Source organism: Pelosinus sp. IPA-1 (assembly GCF_030269905.1).
Lineage (GTDB): Bacteria > Bacillota > Negativicutes > DSM-13327 > DSM-13327 > Pelosinus.
In genome coordinates, this window is record NZ_BSVC01000011.1 from 142,469 (window position 1) to 159,046 (window position 16,578).

At 38.1% G+C, this 16,578-nt stretch carries 16 protein-coding genes and 1 pseudogene; 14 read left to right on the forward strand and 3 right to left on the reverse strand.

Going from position 1 to position 16,578, the window contains the following annotated elements:
* Positions 1-212 precede the first annotated feature (212 nt).
* The 3 genes and pseudogenes from QSJ81_RS22910 to QSJ81_RS22920 form a co-directional block, all read right to left on the reverse strand.
* Positions 213-865 (reverse strand): annotated as a pseudogene (locus QSJ81_RS22910) (SDR family NAD(P)-dependent oxidoreductase).
* 832 nt (positions 866-1,697) lie between these two features.
* Complete coding sequence (locus QSJ81_RS22915) at positions 1,698-2,297, reverse strand: hypothetical protein (RefSeq protein WP_285719663.1); 600 nt, start codon at positions 2,295-2,297, stop codon at positions 1,698-1,700.
* Positions 2,230-2,574, reverse strand: a complete 345-nt coding sequence (locus QSJ81_RS22920; RefSeq protein ID WP_285719664.1) for a hypothetical protein — start codon at positions 2,572-2,574, stop codon at positions 2,230-2,232. The genes QSJ81_RS22915 and QSJ81_RS22920 overlap by 68 nt, the downstream gene beginning before the upstream one ends.
* 205 nt (positions 2,575-2,779) lie before the next feature.
* Here QSJ81_RS22920 and QSJ81_RS22925 point away from each other — a divergent pair, with 205 nt between their 5' ends.
* The 14 genes from QSJ81_RS22925 to mobB form a co-directional block, all read left to right on the forward strand.
* Positions 2,780-4,828 (forward strand): sigma-54 interaction domain-containing protein, encoded by a 2,049-nt coding sequence (locus tag QSJ81_RS22925; RefSeq protein ID WP_285719679.1) that lies wholly within the window; start codon positions 2,780-2,782, stop codon positions 4,826-4,828.
* A 226-nt stretch (positions 4,829-5,054) separates the two neighbouring features.
* Complete coding sequence (locus QSJ81_RS22930) at positions 5,055-6,365, forward strand: L-cysteine desulfidase family protein (RefSeq protein ID WP_285719665.1); 1,311 nt, start codon at positions 5,055-5,057, stop codon at positions 6,363-6,365.
* A 135-nt stretch (positions 6,366-6,500) separates the two neighbouring features.
* Positions 6,501-7,253 (forward strand): gamma-glutamyl-gamma-aminobutyrate hydrolase family protein, encoded by a 753-nt coding sequence (locus QSJ81_RS22935; protein ID WP_285719666.1) that lies wholly within the window; start codon positions 6,501-6,503, stop codon positions 7,251-7,253.
* A 41-nt stretch (positions 7,254-7,294) separates the two neighbouring features.
* A complete protein-coding gene (locus QSJ81_RS22940; protein WP_285719667.1) occupies positions 7,295-7,543 on the forward strand; it encodes a TIGR03905 family TSCPD domain-containing protein in 249 nt (82 codons plus the stop codon).
* 171 nt (positions 7,544-7,714) lie between these two features.
* On the forward strand, positions 7,715-9,223 hold the full coding sequence (locus QSJ81_RS22945; protein ID WP_285719668.1) for an oligopeptide:H+ symporter: 1,509 nt from the start codon (positions 7,715-7,717) through the stop codon (positions 9,221-9,223).
* 528 nt (positions 9,224-9,751) lie between these two features.
* On the forward strand, positions 9,752-11,098 hold the full coding sequence (locus QSJ81_RS22950) for an S-layer homology domain-containing protein (RefSeq protein WP_285719669.1): 1,347 nt from the start codon (positions 9,752-9,754) through the stop codon (positions 11,096-11,098).
* Positions 11,099-11,114: 16 nt separating this feature from the next.
* Positions 11,115-11,516, forward strand: coding sequence for a RidA family protein (locus QSJ81_RS22955; RefSeq protein WP_502929678.1), 402 nt, complete (start codon positions 11,115-11,117; stop codon positions 11,514-11,516).
* 49 nt (positions 11,517-11,565) lie between these two features.
* A complete protein-coding gene (locus tag QSJ81_RS22960) occupies positions 11,566-12,525 on the forward strand; it encodes an aminopeptidase (RefSeq protein WP_285719671.1) in 960 nt (319 codons plus the stop codon).
* Between the two features lie 445 nt (positions 12,526-12,970).
* Positions 12,971-13,057: a hypothetical protein gene (locus QSJ81_RS25770; RefSeq protein WP_352230928.1), complete on the forward strand. Its 87-nt coding sequence runs from the start codon at positions 12,971-12,973 to the stop codon at positions 13,055-13,057.
* Positions 13,048-13,491, forward strand: a complete 444-nt coding sequence (locus QSJ81_RS22965) for a permease (protein WP_285719672.1) — start codon at positions 13,048-13,050, stop codon at positions 13,489-13,491. The genes QSJ81_RS25770 and QSJ81_RS22965 overlap by 10 nt, the downstream gene beginning before the upstream one ends.
* A 320-nt stretch (positions 13,492-13,811) precedes the next feature.
* Complete coding sequence (locus QSJ81_RS25775) at positions 13,812-14,144, forward strand: transposase (RefSeq protein ID WP_352230929.1); 333 nt, start codon at positions 13,812-13,814, stop codon at positions 14,142-14,144.
* A 307-nt stretch (positions 14,145-14,451) separates the two neighbouring features.
* Positions 14,452-14,679 carry a hypothetical protein gene (locus QSJ81_RS22970; protein WP_502929680.1) on the forward strand — a complete coding sequence of 76 codons (228 nt, stop codon included), beginning with the start codon at positions 14,452-14,454 and terminating at the stop codon, positions 14,677-14,679.
* Positions 14,680-15,482: 803 nt separating this feature from the next.
* Positions 15,483-16,082: a molybdenum cofactor guanylyltransferase gene (locus tag QSJ81_RS22975; RefSeq protein WP_285719673.1), complete on the forward strand. Its 600-nt coding sequence runs from the start codon at positions 15,483-15,485 to the stop codon at positions 16,080-16,082.
* Positions 16,069-16,578: molybdopterin-guanine dinucleotide biosynthesis protein B (gene mobB, locus QSJ81_RS22980; protein WP_285719674.1), on the forward strand; the 510-nt coding region annotated here is incomplete at its 3' end. The genes QSJ81_RS22975 and mobB, both read left to right, overlap by 14 nt.

The window sequence follows — 16,578 nt, forward strand, 5'->3', positions numbered from 1 at the left end:
TAGATGAAGTATTTTAGCGTAAATTAAACTACTAAAAGTGCGCCAGCTGGCGCACTTTTTATAGCTAGGTATATTGACTAGAAAAACAGTCTTAGGATATGATTAAATTTACTTTGGTGTTGTAAAGATAAATGCTTCCACCCACAAAATCTTAAATATCTGGGGTGTCGCCAACATTTCCGATAAAACCCACGCTAAGGATAATTTCAGATTTAGTCCTTTTCAATAGTGTATCCACCGTCTACTGGAATTGATGCTCCTGTAACATATTTTGCTTGATCCGAAATTAGAAAAAGTACTGCTTGTGCTATTTCTTCTGGCATTGCAAATCTTCCAAGCGGGATTAACTTTTGACGTAATTTTTCGCCGCTTTCATCAGTAATATGTCTTTTAAAAGATCAGTAAGAGTCCTTCCTGGTTCAATTGTATTGACAGTTGCTAAATCAACGGCCATTGCTTTAATTAACATACGAGCACCTGCCTTGGCAGTAGCGTATGCAGCCATGTTTTTTCCGACAAGGCTAGCCCTCATGCATCCAATATTTACGATACTACCAATTGTATTATTTTGGACCATCCATTTTGCCACTGCCTGTCCCCAAAGAAATACTCCTTTTAGATTAACACCAATTGTTTTATCCCATTGCTGTTCAGTCATATTTTAAAAATCAATTTTTTCCATTATACCTACATTAGAAATTAATGCATCAAGATGGCCTAATTTTTGAACACACTCGATTAAAGCCTTCTCTATATCTTCTTTGATGGTAACGTCTCCACAAAAATAATCAGCATTGTCGGTAGACAATTCTTCACGGATAACCCGTAGTAGCTCTTTTTCATCTTTATCAAATAAAAAAAACATAGTATCCGTTATGAGCTAAGGCCAAAGCAATGCCATTTCCTATTCCTGAAGCAGCTCCCGCAACTATAGCTACACGTTTTTCAATATTGCACATAATAAACATCACTCCCACAAAAGTTTTAATATTACGGTCTTCATTAATAAACAAACAGAATCCTTTAATTTTAAAAGTTATAAATAAGATCCCAAAACGGTCGTTTTTAGTGATGAAGCAAGACAATGTCGTTGCCGACCCCAAGATATGCCTATGAATTCGACTTGTATTTCCGCAGGAAAAAATAAACAATTCTAGAATGTTTAGGATGAAGCAACAGCAAATAACTGACTGGACGCATATCAATCGTTAGATGCTTAATCTAGGCATCGATATGAATACCCATGGATGAGGAAAAAGCCCTAAAGTGTCAATTTCTTGAACTGCGAGTTTTAGATTTTCTTTCTAAGAGGTAATCTTCTTTTACACGTTTGAAGAAGCGTTCCACAGTGGTTAGGCATTTAAAACGAAGTTTAAAAGAATCTGTGCTGCGAGGAATTCGAGTAAAAAAGCGTAGATTATCATTTTCTCTAGTGTAGAAAACCCAGTCATAAAGAGAATCTGAGCAAGGCGTGTCACAAGATACCTGCTAGGATTTACATGTTCTGGGGCAGCGCCACTTGTGGCGTTGACGGTCTTTATCGAAGCCATGATGTGTCCGGCATGACAAACGGGAATGCCGTCTTTGGTAAAGGAAATAGTACCTTGGCATGAGAAATTGCCTTGGTTTCTAGAATTTAAATCGATTAAGGCAGTCATGTCATAATATGGTGCAATAACAGATAGATGGCGTAGGCATCATGAGCAGAGTCTGCATTCTCTTAAAGTAAATTCAGGGTATTGCTGTAAAAAGTCATGAAAAGAGTAAACAAAACACAGACTGCCATGTCGGTAAGCTTTAAAAAAGTTGAGATAAATAGGCAAGTCATAAGGACTGTCGGCAGCGGTGAAGGCGTATAAAGTACGTCCAAAATAATATTCTTCGCGGTAACTGTCCCGGCCCCAGGAGGCATCAGGATCACTAAACTTTCTTTGGCAGCTACATTTATATACTCCGTTTTTCCTGCAATCGCAAGTTAACTTGCCGTAACGGCTTGCACCTGTGCGGGCTGAGCCACCGTCCCCGGCGACCGAAAGAGCATTGATATTTCCCAGGAGGCCATGGTTATTAGAGGGGAATACAAAACATTCTTTTAAAATTTTTTGGAAGATATCATGAGGACGAGAGTGAAAATCAGGAGGGTTAGTAAGGCAACGGCCAATTAAACGATTGACAGTGCCTGGTCTTTTTAAAGGAGACTTATCCCCTTCTTTCTTGCCTTTCTTAGGTTTACGCCGGGTTGAGCTTGCTGGAAAGAGGCGCCGAAGAAGCCAGCCAAAGACGCTGGATAAAATCATAAAAGGTGCCGACACCAGGAATTTCATTAGGCAAAAAAACGCTGAGGATGGAAAAAATAGGCGTGGAGCGCATTGTATTAACCCAAGTATCGATAGAGCGTTCATGTAACAGTTCCATAAGCAGCAAAGAGCGAAACATATCTACCGGGTCACGAGCTGGAGTACCTTTTGTTGGGGAATAGCGGTAGCCGACTATTTTAGCAACTTTGAACAAATCGGCATACCAAACGCTAGCTAAGGCTTGAAATTCTTGATGGGAACGAGTAGCTTTTAACAAAAGGATCATCGCCATTAGCGAGATAGACAAAATAAATACTTTCTTCGCGATTATAGAAGTGATTTGAAAAAGTCAAGTATTATTTTAAAATACCAGCATTGGCTGGGGGAAAAACGAAAAATGACCAAGGCAGGAAGCCTTGATCAATATATGGACTCGGGTTCCCGAGAGAGTACTTAAAATAATAAAGAGGAATTGTGTGAGAATGATGAAAAGTATCGGCGTGGTAACCTATGTTCGCAATTCACCCGTGGCGATTTTTTTAAAAGACAATTTGGAAACCGTTCTCGCTAATTATGTTGATGTGAAAATCTATTCTTTGGATGAATTGAAGCCGGGAAAAATGATTGATGACGATATCGTTTTAGTAATGATTAAAAGTCAGGCGCTGCAAGTAAAAAAACATATTTCTGATGCTCGGCGAATTGTTGTTGCCCAAAGGACTACTAGGGAGAGTGAAATTTACAAGGTTTTTTCCATTCCAGCCGATACTAGAGTGTTGGTAGTTAATGATAATTCAGAAACAACATTGGAAGCTATTACTCTCTTTTATCAATTAGGAATTAACCATTTGAATCTTGTTCCTTATAAAGAAGGCGAGGATTACAGTGATATTAAAATTGCTATAACTCCTGGTGAGAGCTGGCGTGTTCCAAAGTATATCGGCACTGTCCTTGACATAGGCCAGCGCTATATTGATATATCTACATTTATCGAAATAATTAATAAGTTAGAAATAACGGAAGATGAAGTTAGAAGACGATTTTTAAAGTATTCTGAAAGTATTGTATCTTTGGATACGGGTATAAGAAGGCAATATAAAGAGCTGGTTACCAAAAATACTGAGTTGAGAGCAGTGATCAATTTGTCCCCGGAGGGCATTCTGTTGTTAAACAACGAGAAAATGGTCAGTCTCTACAACAAAAGTTTGGAAAAAATGTTCGATATTCATAAGGATATTACTTGTGTCAACTTGAATGATTTATTCACGTCGGACATTATTAATGTTCTTAATCAGGATGTTATTAGGGATGAAATTGTAGAATATAAAGGTCGAACCTTGATTGTTAACAAACATAATCTTGAATATTTTGGAGAACTGGCCGGAATCTATTTTATATTCCAAGAAGTTACTTATATAAAACAATTAGAGCAAACTTTAACGAAAAAGTTGCGAGCTAAAGGTCTTTTGACCAGATACAATTTTACAGATATCCATACGAAATCACCTGAAATGATACAATGTATTGATTTTGCACGAAAAGCTGCTTGCTCTGATCTAACAATCCTAATTACAGGTGAAAGCGGTACAGGGAAAGAACTTTTAGCCCAATCTATTCATAATGCATCTCATCGTACAAAGCAGCCATTTATGGCTTTTAACTGTGCCGCAGTTCCTGAAAGTATTATGGAAAGTGAACTTTTCGGCTATGAAGGCGGTACATTTACAGGAGCATTGAAAGAAGGTAAAGCCGGATTATTCGAACAGGCTAATAATGGTACGATTTTCTTAGATGAAATTGGTGATATGCCCTATTCAATGCAGGCTAAGTTATTAAGGGTTTTACAGGAACAGCAAGTCATGCGCATTGGTTCCCAGCGTGTAACTACTATAAATATACGGGTTATTGCGGCCACAAACAATGATCTTCGTAAAAAAATACGCTCCGGTCATTTTCGGGCAGATCTTTATTACCGTCTAAACGTGTTACCAATTATGGTTCCGCCTCTTAGAGAGCGAAAGGAAGATATTTTATATCTTTTAAATTATTTTTTGAGACAAAAACATAGGGAGGATCTTTCCGTTCTACCGGAAACCTGTGATATCTTAATGCAATATGGGTGGACGGGAAATATTCGAGAATTAAACAATGTTGCTGCATATATTTCTTTTATGACAGACAATATAGTGAGGCCGGACCATCTTCCATGCTATATTTTTGATATTCAGGAAGATTTTGAGCGGGACTTCAACGTCTTGGCAATTAGGGGAGATTTGGAAAACTGTCAGGCAGTATTGAAAGTTATTGCCGATTTCGATTCTTTAGATATGGGAGCTGGGCGCAAAAGTATTGAAGACTTCCTTAATAACACAGGTGTACATTTGTCGCAAGGGGAAATTCGACGTGTACTGAACGTTTTAAATGGATGTGAACTTATAACATCTGGCATTGGACGAAAAGGCAGTGAAATTACGTTAAAAGGGAAATATTTTTTAAAATGGTTAAAAAACAGGAACAACCAACCAGTTTAAATACCTATTTAATCCCCAATATTTAGATTTCTGAAAGTTTAATTTATGAACAACGTTACATGATAAATGACTATATGCGTTAAAAAACGTAAGCTATTGCACTTAAGTGCTAGCTTGCGCTTTTTTTATTTTTAGAATTTTGTCATTTGGCATTAAAATTGCAATTACTTATTAAGACAAATATTGCATTTACAACTTATCACTATAAAGCAAAAGGGGGAGTTTCATGAATTTTAAACAAGATAATACGGTAGAAGAACAAAAGATCTTTGGAATTTTGAACCAAGAATTAGTGGTTGCGCTTGGTTGCACTGAACCAATAGCAATTGCCTATGCGGCGGCCTTAGCTAAGCGATTTGTTAAGGATGGGGACATTCTTTCTGTACAAGTAGCGATGAGTGGCAATATCATTAAAAATGCCATGTCTGTTACTATACCCGGCACATCTATCTGCGGTATAAATGCGGCTACAGCTTTGGGCATTGTGGCTGGTAATCCAGATAAAAAGCTAGAAGTGTTATCTGGTATAACTCAAAATCACGTAAAACAAGCACAAGACATGATAGCATCAGGAATTATTGCTACTTCTGTGGCCAATACTTCCAAGAAACTGTATATTGAAGCTGTGGTTCACTCGAAAAAATCATATGCGAAGGTTGTTATTGCTGATCATCATACGGGTGTTGTATTAATTGAAGTTGATGGTCAGGCTGTTTATAAAGAAGACCATAAGGATAATGCTTGTGATGAGCTTAATACAGACAGTCCTTTTTTGAATTTGGATAGGGTTTGGCAGTTTACTATGGAAGTCGATACAAAAAAATTAGATATAGTAAAAGAAAGTATCAAATTGAATAAGCGAGTAGCCTTGGAGGGATTGGCGAATGTGTATGGACTTCAAGTGGGAAGAAGCATTCGTGATGGTATTGCCAAAGGAATATTGACAGACGATTTCGCAACTTGGGCGATGGCACTGACTGCTGCTGGTTCCGATGCTAGGATGGCAGGCTGTTCACTACCCGTGATGAGTAATTCAGGAAGCGGAAATCAAGGATTGTGCGCCACATTACCCGTGGTGGCCGTCGGAGAAAAAATAGAGATTGATGACGAAAAAATGATACGGGCAGTGGCGCTAAGTCACTTAATAACCATCTATATTAAATCTAAATTTGGTCGTTTATCTGCGTTATGCGGCGCGACTATTGCCGGAACCGGTGCCAGTTGCGGTATTACCTATCTATTGGGAGGCGATTTAACCCAAGTGAAATATGCTGTACAAAATATGTTAGGTAATGTAACTGGCATGTTGTGTGATGGTGCCAAGGCAGGTTGTGCCATGAAAGTGTCAACTTGCGTCAATGCGGCAATTCAATCGGCTATTATGGCCAGGGCACAACGATCGATTCAATCTACAGATGGGATTATTGAAGCCGATGTTGATCAATCGATTGAGAATCTTTGTCAGTTGGGAAATCAAGGGACTTTGGAAGCCGATAAGATTATTCTGGAAATTATGTTAAACAAAAAAGTTGGGTAATCTGGCTTTAATTACCGTTTAATGACTTAACCATTTTGTAATTCCATTTGGATTTTCTTATCAATAATGTGAGATTTTGTCTATTTATATTTATAAGATACTGTCACTATAAAGGACGGCAGTAGTGATGTAACCTTGAAGGGAGAGATTATTATCAATAGACCAATTATTGGAATTTTAACTAACTTGCTTATCACTGAGGGTAGTGTATTTCCGGGAATGGAAAGGACCTACGTAAACTATGATTATGTTCAGGCAATTATGATGGTAGGAGCCGTACCGATATTATTACCAGTGATCAGTGATGAACAATGTATTAGGAAGCAAATTGAACTTGTGGATGGTCTATTACTATCTGGCGGGTGTGATATCAATCCGCTTCGTTATAATGAAGAACCTTGCAAAGAACTAGAGTTTATTTTCCCTGAGGTAGATGAACATCAACTAGCCGCCGCGCGGATAGCTACTGGCCTAGGTAAGCCTATGCTTGGAATATGTAGGGGAACGCAAGTTCTGAATGTGGCATTTGGTGGAACCTTGTATCAGGATGTACTTCAAGTGCCCACATCTATTAAGCATACTCAGAAAACACAAAGGTATGTTCCTGGACATACAGTGAACATAGTTCAAGATACTATCCTGTCTAGAATTTTTAATAAAAAGGTGATTTTGACCAATAGTTTTCATCACCAGGCCGTTAAGGATATTGCGTCAGGATTTATAGTCAATGCTAGGGCAGAAGATGGAGTAATAGAAGGAATCGAGAGACCAGGCGATATATTTACTGTTGGCATCCAATGGCATCCGGAAATGATGGCTGGAAAATATCCAGAAATGCTGAATATTTTTAAACAGTTTATCGCAGCAGCGGAAGCTACGGTGCGATGATTATAAGAGAGAAAATGAATTAGGTGAGGGGGACTTAATCAATGTTATATACATACCAACCCAAAGGCGTTTGTTCAACTGAAATAACCTTTGAGATTGCGGACGGTGTTGTAAAAAATGTAAAGTTTACTGGAGGCTGTCGCGGTAATCTTACAGCTATATCCAGACTTTTGGAGGGATTGCCCGCTCAAGAGGTGATTTTAAAGATGAAGGGTATTACTTGTCGGCCAAGCGGAGCTTCTTGCGCTGACCAATTGTCATGTGCTTTAGAAAAAGCAATGAATTCTTGACGCTCTTCGGTATGAGATAAAAGGAGTAAACGCTGAGTGACGAATGAAGATAAAAAAATTTGGATTGAGGTGATTTCAAAATTAAAGGGCATTACCTGCTGACCCAGTGGAGATTCTTGTGCCGATCAGTTGTAAGCCGATGTCGAAGAATTAAATTTTGGGAGGTAAATCATGGACATAGCAGAGCAGAACAATGAAATACGTAAACATCCAAAGGGATTTTATGTAATTGCATTTATTGAAATATGGGAAAGATTTGGTTATGGTGGATTACACACAGTATTGGCTTTATTTCTTACTAAAAATTTAGGAATGACCGATGCCCAAAGTTTTTCGGTTTATGGTACTTTTGTAGCATTGGTGTTTGCTTTTATGTCTGTTGGTGGTTATATCGGAGATAAGGTTTTAGGAACACAACGTACTATAATATTAGGTGCTGTAACCCTTATGGTGGGCTATTTTATTATGGGACTTGCTAACTCCGATATAACACTTATCTATGCTGCTTTGGCTATTGTAGCTGTTGGTAATGGGTTATTCAAGGCTAATCCTTCAAGTTTATTATCGAAACTATATTCAAAGGATGATCCAAGAATAGATGGCGCATTTACAATCTATTACATGGCTATAAATCTTGGATTTCTCATTTCCATGATTGCTATTCCTTACTTAGGAGCAAGATATGGAGCAACTTTTGGTTTTTATGTCTGTGGCGGTGGCGTATTTTTTGCAATCGCTTCATTTCTGGCTTCTCGAAAATTAGTTAAAGGTTTTGATTCTCCAGTTGGGTTGGAACCAATAAAGTACAAAAACCTATTAATGGTGGCAGTAGGAATTATAATAACTGTTACTGTTTCAACGTTTATGCTGCAAAATATTAAAGTGGTACGTTTTTTGCTATTATTGGTTGGAATAACGGTAGTAGGAATTTTTTTTAGGGTAATATTTAAAAGCAGTGGTACTGAACGGAATCAATTGATTGCCGCTTTTATTTTGATACTTGAAGCAATCGTATTTTATACACTTTCACAGCAAATGCCGATGTCATTAAATTTCTTTGCAATTAGAAACGTAGAGCATGCGATATTAGGGATTCCCGTAGGTAATCCACAAAGCTTCCAGGCTTTAAATCCATTTTTCATCATGTTGCTCAGTCCAATTTTAGCTTGGATGTATACTTATTTTGGGAAACAAGGACGAGATCTTTCTATTGCTACTAAATTTGCAGTAGGCATGGTTTGTTGTTCATTTAGTTTTTTAATCCTGTCTTTTGGAGCTAAATTCGCAAATGCGCAAGGTATTGTTTCGGCAAATTGGCTTGTAGCAAATTATTTTTTCAGTAGTTTGGGTGAATTGTTAATCAGCGGATTAGGACTTGCAATGGTAGCTAAATTAGTGTCTCAAAGAATAGTTGGATTTGTTATGGGATCATGGTTTCTAAGTATTTCAGCGGCTGGTATTATTGGTGGTTGGGTAGCTTCATTGACTGCTGCACCAAAAGGTATCACTGATCCACTACAAACATTGCCGGTTTATTCAAATGTGTTTCTTGAAATTGGGGCAGTTGCGGGAATAATTGCTCTTCTTATGCTAATTACTGCGCCTAAAATTAAGCACTTAATTGAAAAAGAAGAGGTAGTAGTAGGGGATTCTGTCGCAGAAGATAGTCAAGGTGCTTAGTAAGTTTTTATACACTAATATAGTAGTCTCTCGGAAACAATCCGATGAGGACGGCGGAAGATGAGCAGAAGAAGCCAGCCAAAGACGCTGGATAAAATCATAAAAGGTGCCGACACCAGGAATTTCATTAGGTAAAAAGCCGCTGAGGATGGGAAAAATAGGCGTGGGGCGCATTGTATTTCAGCAACTTTGAACAAATTGGCATATCAAACGCTAGCTAAGGCATTGTGATTTAATAAAACTGTATCCGAGAGACCAGGTTTCAAGTAATGAAGTTGTAATTGTTCTTTAACAAAGGTTTGAAATTCTTGATGGGAACGAGTAGCTTTTAACAAAAGAATCACCGTTAGCAAGATAGACAAAATAAATGCCTTATTCGCGATTATGGAAGTGATTTGAAAAAGTCAAGTATTATTTAAAAATACCAGCATTGGCTGGTGGAAAAACAAAATTGACCAAGGCAGGAAGCCTTGATCAATATATGGTCTCGGGTCCGAGAGAGTACATATAAATTGAGGGGGAAAATTAATGAAAAAGAAAACGAGTGCTATTTTGTCTGTTGCTTTTGCTTTCTCAGTATTTGGTACAAGCTTTGCTGCAGATGCTACGTTTCAAGATGTACCAGCAACGCAATGGTCTTATGATGCAATATCATATTTAGGTCAAGCAGGAATAATTGATGGTTATAACGACCAAACTTTCCGTAGCAATCAAACCGTGACTCGTAACGAAATGGCGGAGATAGTTTACAAAGCTATGAGAAATGAATCAAAAGCGAATATTGCCCAAAAAGCTCTCATTGATAAATTAGCTTCTGAATATGCTTTGGAAATGAATAAAATCAATAGCATGGATAATCGACTTGGAAAGGTTGAAAAAAAATTAGCTGATATTAACATTTCCGGAAGCTTATTGGAACAGTACAAGGTCAAATCAGTTCCCCAACCGGATAGTAATTACAAAGACTACTCTAAGCAACAGTGGCAAATAAGACTGAACTTAAGCGCGAAGGTTGATAACAATACCACTTTAAATGTTCGCCTTGCTAATCCTGCACCAACTAAAGAGATTTTTGAAGATGTAACGGCTAAGTTCGGCGGCGTTAATAGTGATAATAATTTGAAGGCTGATCGGTTCTTTGCTACTACTAGGGTTGGCGCTACGGAAGTTACTATCGGACGTCAAGCGCTTGCAATTGATCCGGAAGATGCTATTGTTGATAGCGGATTTTTTAGTTATGATGGTGCTAAGCTGGATTGGAATTGGAAAGGCATAAATTTTGATATAAAACAAGGACGTTTTGCTGAAGGTGTAATAGGTTATACTTTTGGCAGTGGAATAACTACAAATGCTGCAGATTTTAACAATGTTGAAATCTCTTCCGTTTTGGTTGGCTCTAAGAGCGGCAAATTAAAATGGGATACAGGTTGGGCTAAATTTAAAAACTGGCAGCTTAGTAAAAACCTTATGAACTATTATTTTGGACATGCAGGTTATCAATTTAATAATGTATTTTCGATGGCGGCTGAGTATGGCAAAAATACGGAGGCAGCAACTGATGGTGCATATTGGTTCATCAAAGGAGTATATGGTGCTCAGTCCTTGAATGCAGCAAATAAACAGAATTTTACAGTTCAGTATCTTCATGCCTCCCAGAACTCACTTAATGGCTGTTATACAGGATTTGATGATCAGGCTCACGTTGATGCAAATGATGGAACAAATGGCCATGGGTGGAACGTTCTTGATTTTGCGTATAGATATGCTTTCAGCAATAATATGGTGGGTAAACTTGAATATGGAAAAATTATTGATCAACAAAACTCAAAGGAAGATTACCGCTTCTATAAGTTTCAATTGATCTATAAAATATAATTTATAAAAATTGGGGGTGAAAACTTTGAAAAAAATTATTGTTAGCGATCAAGCACCAAAAGCGATAGGACCATATTCGCAGGCAGTTTATGTAGATAAGTTACTTTTCGTATCAGGACAATTACCTATTGAGCCTGCCAACGGGACTATGCCAGATGATATTAAGGCACAAACTAAGCAGTCTTTGAAGAATATAAAGGCAATTCTTGAAACTGCTGGGTTAAGTATGGATAATGTAATTAAAACGACAGTTTATTTAAAAGATTTAGGAGAATTCGCGGAGGTCAACGACATGTATGCAACATTTTTCAAGAAAAACCCTCCAGCTCGTGTGTGTGTTGAGATTTCTCGTTTGCCTAAAGACGCTTTGGTTGAAATTGACGCTATAGCCTACAACGGGAGCAAAAGCGCAAAATAGATTGTTTGTTTTATACATAAAAAAAATCAATTAAAATGGGGATCAATTAATGATGGAAAGTTTAGAGAAGAGTGCGGAAATTGCAATTCGTCAATGTATGGGGGTAAAATCGGGGGAAAGTGTCCTGGTAGTTGCAGATAAAAAACTTCGTAATATTGGCCTAGCACTTTGGGAAAAAGCAGTTGATGTCGGTGTAGAAGCGATATATATGGAAATGACGGCTCGCAAAGAGAATGGTGAAGAACCGCCTGATGTTGTTGCTGCAGCCATGCTTGCTGCAGATGTGGTTTTAGGAGTCACTTCTCGTTCTTTTACTCATACTGTTGCTCGTAAACAGGCCAGTAAAAATGGTGCGAGAATAGCTACATTACCAGGTATAACAGAAAAAATGCTGCAACGCACACTGAATGCTGATTATATGGCTATAGCTAGAATGAGCAAAAAATTGGCTAAAGTTCTTACAGATGGTAAGCTTGTTCATATATTTACACCTGAGGGCACGAATATTAGTATATCTATTGAGGAACGCTCGGGTTATGCAGATACAGGGCTGCTTCATAGTCGAGGAGATTTTGGTAACTTACCGGCAGGGGAAGCTTATATTGCTCCTAAAGAAGGAACCGCTGATGGTGTAATTGTAGTTGATGGTAGTATGGGGAGTATCGGTATCTTACAAAAGCCTATCAAATTAACAGTAGAAAATGGTTATGTAACTAAAATTGAGGGTGAGCAGGACGCGAAAAAACTTAAGTTGATTTTAGAAAAATATGGCAAAGAGGCAAGGAATATTGCCGAATTAGGTATTGGTACTAATCCACAGGCTTCGTTGTCTGGACGTGTTTTAGAGGATGAAAAAGTCATGGGGACTGTTCATTTGGCTATTGGTGGTAATATTGGATTTGGTGGGTTAGTCCAGGTGCCGATTCATTTGGATGGAATTCTTTTAAATCCAACGCTTACTATTGATGAAAAGGTTATAATCAAGGATGGTAAATGCTTAATTTTTTAAAAATATGGAAAACTATTCAAAGGGAGCAAACAACTATTATTGTTAATTGATTGGAATGATAAATAGCAAAAGTGTAAGTTCCGAATATTATTTTATATATGGGACTTACACTTTTTATCTTCTATATTGTGAACCGTATTGTCTTTTGCGGACAACCAGAATGGTTGGTATTGGCATCCTTCCACCAGTCCACTCGTTAATCCGAAATTTGTTATTATCAGTTTCCTATCAGCGATTCTTGTTTATTATGGTTATAAATATTTGATAAAGTTTAATGACATTATTCAAATATGTAATGCCATTGGTTTAGGCGCTACGTTCCATCGGAAAAGACGAAGAAGTATTTAAGTCATCGACGGATCCTTGTCGGGAATATTCTGACTGCTCTAATAGGGATATTACCCCTTTCTGTTCGTGTTCTGCCGTTCCACTTTTCATTGGTTTTATGGAAGCGGGTGCTCCCCTCGGTATAACATTTTCATTTTTAGTGTCGTCACCTATGATAAATAAGCTTGGTTTGATATGCCGCTAGGCATGTTTGGCTGGAAGGTTGCCCTGTTATATGTGATTAGCGGCGTTGTTATTGCTAATATCAGTGGTTATGCTATTAGTAACTTGAAGCTTGAACATTTGGTCGAAGATTACGTGTATCAAATCAAAAGCGGGGACGTGGAATTGCACGAGCCCACCTTTAGTGAAAGGTGTCGGGAGGCAAGAAAATTTACGGCTGACTTTAAAAAAAGAACTGCGCTATACATTACTATAGCGATGGTCGTGGGTGGGTTTATTCATGGGTATGTACCGAGCGATTTTCTAACAACCTATGCGGGTCGAAATAACCCGCTGGCAGTACCCTTAGTAGTATTGATTGGTGTGCCGATGTATAACAGCGTAGCAGGTATGGTGCCGATCGTATACGCTTTAATGGAAAAGGGGCTGCCGTTAGGACGCGATTGTTTAAAGTAGTCTCTCGGAAACAATTCGATGAGGACTGCGGAAGATGAACATAATTAACGCTGCGCCGTTGGAATTAACCTACGTTTATAGTAATGCTCATCTGCGCCTGCTTGCGACATGAGGAAGGAGTAAAAATAAGCATGGGAAAATGAAATGCCCCCAAAAAGTTAGACAAAAAGGGGCTGTCTCAAAAATGAGGCAGCCCTAAAAATATACTCTATAATGCAAAAGCTGGGTTCCGAAAAAACCAGCTTTTAGTGTAAAATTTAACTACCATGAAAAACTTAACACATAAAGATTATACCTTAGAAAGGGCAAGCTATCAATTGATGTTGCCCTTACATATTGAAATTTTAATTCCCAAAGATGATTCTGTGAGACTGCTAAGCCAAATTGCAGAGGAGTTAGATTATAGAGATCTATATAGGGCGTATTCCCTTAAAGGGAGAAATTCTGCAGTTTCACCAAAAACACTTTTTAAAATCATAGCCTACGGATATATGAACTGTATCTATACAAGCCGGAAATTAGAGAGGGCCTGTCAGAGAGATATCAATTTCATGTGGCTTTTAGAGAAAGCCAAAGCCCCCGACCATAACACCCTAGCTCGCTTTCGCAGCGAAAGAATGAGCTTTGTTGCGGAAAAGATTTTTATGATTTAGTGAAACTATTAAAAGCTCACAAAGAAATTAGTAGTAAGAATCTTTTCGTGGATGGAATAAAAATTGAGGCCAATGCCAATAAATACAGCTTTGTCTGATTAAACATCACGAAAAATTAAACCTAAAAATAGGAGAGGCCATTAATGAAATTATCCAAGTATTCCAGCTTAATTTTTGTCCTGAAACGCCGCTAAAAGAGATCTTGGAATGCCTCAATAAAAAGAAAGAACAAAAACAGATTGTCTTTGTATATGGTATCGGAAAACGAAAAAGCATTTTGCAAAAATCCATATAAACACTGGAAGAATTGTCTGCCCGCCAAATCAAATATCAAAACTACGGAGAAAATTTTCAAGGGCGCAATAGTTTTTCTGAAACCGATCAGGATGCCACCTTTATGCAGATGAAAGAAGACCACATGAAAAATGCGCAACTAAAACCCGGTTACAATGTGCAAATCGAGGTGGAAGCGGAATATATTGTTGGTATGGATATTTCTCAAGAACGTTCCGATTCGCTAACGCTAATCTTATGACTCCGAAGGCTCCCTCAACTTGAATTGACTGGTTCACGCGAAGCAATATACCCTTATCGCAAATTTTGCTAATGGCAATTGCTTATAATATCAATAAATTGCATAACGAAATTCAAAGTGATCGTCTATTGAAAAGGACTGAATCTGAAATTATCCTTAGCGTGGGTTTTGTCGGAAATGTGGCGACACCACTATCTGTGTTTTTAAGTATTAGATCACTATAATAGCATGAATGTCCTTACCTACGTCTAGCATCACCTTTGATCGTTGTGCTATCAACAGTCACATCTACTGGCATAGGCGCAAAGTGACTGTTTGCCAGTGAGAAGTCGACTACTGAAAACATGTGAAGGGAATTTCAATTTCCTGAAGAATATGCTCGTTGATGTCCTGCACTGCATGAAAATCAATATCAAAATGGTGTGTCTGTCGGCAATATATTTTTCGAGTTCTTCAATTAAGCCTATGTCACCTGTCGTATCGGTAGCACATCATATTTAAATTCTTAAATGTGTAAAAAGCCAGATCCCTATAGCCTTTAAGGCTGTGGGGATCTGTTCAGTTACGTATCTTAAAAAATTTGATAGGGAACTATTGAACGCAGATCGGCTTGTAAGTGAAAATACTGACACGTCATGTGGATTTCCCTTATATTCAAAGTGAAAATTAACTGAGATAATGATAATAGAATATATAAATTGTTTTTAATCCTTAATTCTGGTAATAATTAAGAAAATATGGATCTAAAAGGGACATCCTGTCACTTAATCTCATGTAAGGTGGTTCAAGGGAGGATTTGTGATTTGGGATTGAGCAAAGCAAGTGCCATAATTTTAGCAGGGGGAAAAAGTACTAGAATGGGTCAGGATAAAGCTTCTCTCCCATGGGGTGAAAGCGACATCTTACAGTATCTTACTGCAACTTTGCAAGGAATCTGTCAGGAAGTTATTGTGGTAAGTAATCGACCTCGTCAAATGATAGCTTCTGCAAGAGTTGTTGCTGATATCATTCCCAACCAAGGACCATTAAGTGGGATTCATGCTGGGCTTTCTCATGCTAGGTATCCTCAAGCGTTTGTTATCGGGTGTGATATGCCATTTGTCATTCCTGGGCTTGTGAAAATGCTACTTGATAAAATCAAGAATTGGGATGTAGTAGTACCAATTTATAGCCAGAAGCAACAACCGCTATTTGCTTCTTACAGCAAGACATGTATCCCGGCAATTGAGACATTGCTGAGTGAAGGAGATCGTCGTGTGATCTCACTTTTTACTAGAGTTCAATGCCATTTTTTGCACGAGGCTGAATGGTCTTCTACTGCCGTTTTGCCAGGAAAGTTATTTTACAATCTTAATACCTATGAAGAGTACCAAGAAGCGAGGAAATATAATGAGAGCCGGTGACAAGATGATACCAGTACCAGTTGTTTCTTTTGTGGGCTATGCCAATAATGGTAAAACAACATTTGTTATAAAAGTAATTAGTGAAATGAAACGACGGGGGTATAAAGTAGGAATTATAAAGCATGACGTGCATGGTTTTGAAATAGATTATCCGGAAAAAGACACTTGGCGACATGCACAAGCCGGTGCTGATATCGTTTGTATATCAGCAGCAAATAAGGTTGCGTATATTCGGCGTGTTTCTGAAGAAAGAGCACTTGATTTGCTTATACAGGATATGAGTGATATGGATATTGTTTTTACAGAGGGATTTAAAAAGGAAAATAAACCGCAAATTGAAGTGTATCGTCAGCAATCGGGAAAAGAAGCACTAGGAAAGAGAGAGAACCTGCTGGCTGTAGTTTCTGACTTGCAGTTATATGATGAGATTCCCTTTTTTGGATTTGAAGATGAAGTCAGGCTATGTGATTTTTTAGTACAGCATTTTCGAATAAAG